This window comes from Candidatus Woesearchaeota archaeon, from assembly GCA_003695435.1.
Classification (GTDB): domain Archaea; phylum Nanobdellota; class Nanobdellia; order Woesearchaeales; family UBA11576; genus J101.
The window spans coordinates 1-5026 of the sequence record RFJL01000031.1; the positions used below are offsets into that span (position 1 = coordinate 1).

Consider the following 5026-nt stretch of genomic DNA (forward strand, 5'->3'; position numbering starts at 1 on the left):
CGCACACTTCATCAACTACATCTTAAGCAAAGAAGAGCAGATCAAAAACCTCTCAAAAGTATACCTCATTAAAGAGGAGCACCAACTTGTTAGTGAAGTATTGGGATTTGGCAAAACACTTGAACCCTTTGATAAATTACGAGAACGCCTAAACGAGTTATTGCGTGAACTTAAACCTAAAAACCTTGAGGGAAAACTCCAGGAAGGCACACTCACACAACAAGATTATGAACGCGCAGAACATGCAAGACACTTACTAGAAGATATCAAGATGTGGCTTGATAATCACAAACGCCACGCAGAAAACAACGAATACCTCAAAGATGATATTGACCCGCAAAACGCGGACGACAAGGCAAGAGGACTTGAAGCCGTACGACGATCAGTATTACTAGAACTAGGAAAAGCAGCAAATCCACCTTACCGTAAGCAGTATCGGGACCTACAAGAAGGAAAATACTCTCCTGACGTTCTACGCTTTGTTAATCGCAGTTTAAACTTGGACTTAGAAAACACTGATGTAAAACCAATCCTTGAAACTATAAAACGATTCAAACCCTATCTCGAAGAGCATTACGTCAATAAACTAGAAGAATATGGTTACATCACACCCCAAAATGCGCAGTCAAGAAGAGAAACACTACCCCAATACTTTGCTCTCGTACAACGTTGGGTTAAACAGAACAAAAAACAAATCAAACCAGGACGATTTCAAAAACTTACACAGAGGTGGAAGAAATGAAACCTCTTAAAGACGAATTAGCACAAGGAGACAAGTACTTTGATATGCTCTTTGGACTTCTCAAAAGAGCAGAAGTGCTCTTGAACAAAGCAAGATCTGCAGCAAATGCAGTAGGGCTCCAAGCAACCCAAGAAAAAGTAACTCACCTTACTACCAAGGTACGCGCAGTATTTTCTAATTACAAACGTGCAAAAGAACTTTTGCAACAAATAGAAGAAGGTGCAAAAAGACGTGACGCGCTCACAGGGGAAGAAAGAAAACAAGAACAGCAACGTCTTGAACAACTCCTCAAAGAATTACATGCTATCATAGACCCAACCATCCCTATTCTTGAACAAGAAGCGCAGATAGCTGAAAAAGAAATTGACCCCGTCATTAAACGCCTCGCTTCAAGAGAATCAAGAGCGCAAAGCTTAGCGAAGAAAGGAAGATACTCCACAGTTCGAGAACTCGCAGAACTCATAGCAGCAAAAGGACCGGAAAATAAAGAAGAACTTCAAAAAATCCTCCACGGAAAGAAAATACAAATCAAAGGACACGATTTCACCATTGCACGTTACCAATTTTTCACTCAACCTGCAATACATCTTGAACACACAGATGAAGGACTCTGGCTACACGTAGATCTTGAAAAGAAAGATTTTGTAGAAGAGGATATGCAAGCTCTTGAACGCTTCGTAAACACCCTTATTCAGAAGAAAAAAGGAATGAGTCCTGATCAGCTCACCACCTATCTTGAAGAACTTGTTCGACAAGGATTGCACGACCAGGCACTTGCAGCGCAAATAGAAGGAAAAAAACTCGTCTCGCCAGCAGGAGTGAGCACAACAATTACCAAACTCGTTCACTTACCTCACAAAACACCTCCCTTTTTCATAGCACTTGACGCTCTTCCTTCACAACTCGTAATTCCTGCAACACCAAGTATCATCGCAAAAATACTCTCGCACATAGACAAAGCACAATCTTTGCAATCAAAGCTTGAAAAAACATACATTGGATCAATTGAAAACTACATCAAAGGCAAAGATCGCAACGGCAAACAGCTCCACAAAAAACCAGCAGAACTTTACAAAGAACTCAAAGATCAATGGGGTTTTAACAAGGAAGAACTAGAACTCCTCATACAACTCTCTCACGCACAATGGATCTAACTATAGCTCTAGCTATGACTATAACACAATGAATGCTAAAAAAATCCTTGGACTTAGTATTTTACTGCTCGCACTCATCACAGCAATCCTACTAGTTTTAAACACAAAAAACTCCTACTATCTCGTAGACCAAGATGGTGAGACTCACTTTGAGCCAGGTGATGTTATCTACGCACAGCTTGACAAACCAGAAATGCTTATAGTATCAGTAGACGGATCAGAACCTTTCATACCTGATTATGAAAGAGAAGACAAAGCAATCCTTGCCTATGACCTTCTCCCAGGAGAACACACAATCACCATACAACAAGGAAAAACCACCGTAGAACACACCGTTAACGTAGAAAAGACATTACACATCCCTTTTGTGGAGTTTGAAAACATCATTCCCCAAGGAGCACAACGTCTCGTAACAATAACTGCAGCAGGATTCACCACTGCACCACTTGAAGACGGAAAAGCACATTGGATCACTCTTGACATTCACATTCTTGATGAAGATGGAAAAGTTATCGAGGAGTTTCTTGATGCAGCAGAATCTGTTGGACCTGAACAGTACAAGAAGAAACTCCACTACGTAATAGACACATCACAACTTGAACTTAAACGATACACTCTACGCGCAACACTTACTGATAAACTTACAGGAGAACAAGTATCCAAAGAGGTGAGCTTCCTTGTTACGCTCTAAAAAACACGCCTTAATAACATTCATACTTCTTATCATGCTTCTAAATACGGTTATCTTCGTCATGGCACAAAGTGGAACACAAAGCACCACAGAACCCTCAAATTTTGACTATGCCAAACAATCAGATCTCAATCAAATCAACAAAATGATTCTTCTTGCAAGCAACCCTCAATTCTCACAACTCGCCTACGACGAGCAAAAATGGTTTATGAGAGGACTAGAACGAGAAGAAAGCATAGAAAAAAGCATATTCGAACAATTAGAACAATTAGCACAACAAGAAAACCGCGTTGAAGACTATCAAAAATGGGCTGGAAAAGACAGAATCATCAGACACATCAAAGGAGAGAGAGATCTTCTTCTTGAAAACTACTATCAACTCAAAGCACAACTTGAAGAACAAATGCGCGAAAAGCAGCCCTCAAGAAAAGAGCTTAAACAAGCAACACAAGGAAAAACCAGAGCGGAACTACTACAAGAAGAAGAACAACTCAAAGCACACAAAAAACAAGAGCTCATCACTCGCATCAACGATCTCTACAATCAGAGAGCGCGAAGTCAAAACACGCAACAAAAAATCAAACTTACAAAAGAACTACAATCACTTCTCGCAGTGTACGGCCTTATTGATGATAACATCCTCGTTGACGGGAGGACTCGGCTTCCTGATGAATTAAGAGCAGATCTTCAAGACGATCTTCAAAAACTTGAAACACAACGTCAAACAGAATTACAAGAGAAAAACCTTGCAATAACATCCGCTGCCAAACAAGAAGTACGTTGCATGAAACCCCTTCTTGAAACCGCTCAACAAATTGAACAAGAAGCAGCCCAAGGAGTTGATGTGCGTGCTGAATCCATCATTCTTCTCGCAAAGATTGACCGTTGCGCACAAACATCTAACCAAGAAACCCTTCTTGAGAGTATTGCCCGAGAAAAAATCGCCAGAGCAAGACAAGAACAACAACGTCAACAAATAGTAGAAGACACAAAATCACAACAAACAGATCTTTCTCAAGAGCTTTCCTGTATCGAAAAGGTGAAAGGCGATGCAATTACTCTTTACCTTCGAGCACTTAACGAAGAAGATGTACGAGAAGAAATAACAAAAGCCCAAACTGCACTTACAGCCTGTTCGCAATTATCCTCTCTTGACACACCTGGGGAGAGCAACGTGAGTGACATGCTTCTTCAAGCAAAAGCTCAAAACGACTTGCAAGAACGCGACAGGATTGTCAAAGCAGAGCTTCTCGCATCAGCACGAGAAGAAGACAAAACTGTTGTTCAAGAACATCTCAAAGAACAATGGAAAGAAGAGATTGCTTGCAGAAAAAACCTTCTTGAAACCGCAACAAACATAAAACTAAGAGCGCTACAAGGAGAAGATGTTTCTCAAGAAATTGAACAGGCCTACAACGAGATTAGCAGTTGTGAAGATATTTCGCCATACTCTTCAAACAGCCTCGAAGAGTCTATTCGAAATGAACTTCACCAAGCAGAATACGCTATCAACTCACGTAAAACGCAAGGAAAAGATGCCGCCCTCTCCTTTGAACCCCCGCCTTTGCGTGTTTTAGGTCACACCACACCGGAAGGAAGAGTTATCAACACACAAGTCCCCAGCCTTCAAAGTGTAAGGATTAAAGATATCAAACAACCCGTGGGGCAAACACTCAACGTAGGTGCAAAGTGGCAACGCACAGGACCAACAGGAAACGATTTGCGCTACGTACTCCTAGGAGATATTACCAATACTCGTGAAACACTCTACGCATTTAACACAGAACAACCTGGCGTATACATCGTACAATTCCAATACAACAACAACGGAAAACCTGTTACGTTTGAGTGGGAGTATTGCGCAGGGGATTGCGAAAACGCGCTAGCTCAACAACACCAAGAAAGAAAACAAAAAACAAGCACACCCTCAGCTTGCGATGAGATTATTGAAAAACCTCTCTACGTACGAGATTTACCTAACACTTCACCCATTCCCGACCCCTACGCAATCATGATTGAGGGAGTTCCTGTTCTGTGGGATAATAAGATCATAGAACAACCACCCCGAACATATCACGCATACACGTACCAAGGAAAAACCTACTGTGTCAAATTGCCTGAAACTCCATCAACTCCTTCAAAAGCATTTACGTTCTCAACACCTCGTGGAGGTTGGCCACATTGTACTGATGAGCACATTCTCGCCCAACTTGACGTAGCAGAAACAGAACAAGTCACCAACCGAATGGTGATACAATACTATTTCATCCACTACACAGGAAGACCGTACCGGCAAGGAATGCCTTTTGATGACGTCATAGAACAAGCAAGAAAAGACAGAGTCAATCTTGAAGAACTTAGCAAAAACCTAGATTCACCCTTTGTTGGATGCCTTGAACCTATCAAGAAAAAACCAAGATCCAGCATCACCACAAAACC

The 5026-nt window shown here is 41.4% G+C and carries 4 protein-coding genes; all 4 read left to right on the top strand.

What is annotated here, in order from left to right:
• On the top strand, nucleotides 1-742 hold a 742-nt coding region (locus D6774_02045; GenBank protein RME78149.1), incomplete at its 5' end, for a hypothetical protein.
• A complete protein-coding gene (locus tag D6774_02050; GenBank protein ID RME78150.1) occupies nucleotides 739-1896 on the top strand; it encodes a hypothetical protein in 1158 nt (385 codons plus the stop codon). The genes D6774_02045 and D6774_02050, both read left to right, overlap by 4 nt.
• Before the next feature lie 28 nt (nucleotides 1897-1924).
• Nucleotides 1925-2587 (top strand): hypothetical protein, encoded by a 663-nt coding sequence (locus D6774_02055; GenBank protein RME78151.1) that lies wholly within the window; start codon nucleotides 1925-1927, stop codon nucleotides 2585-2587.
• Nucleotides 2588-2621: 34 nt separating this feature from the next.
• The coding region (locus D6774_02060; protein ID RME78152.1) for a hypothetical protein at nucleotides 2622-5026 on the top strand (2405 nt) is incomplete at its 3' end.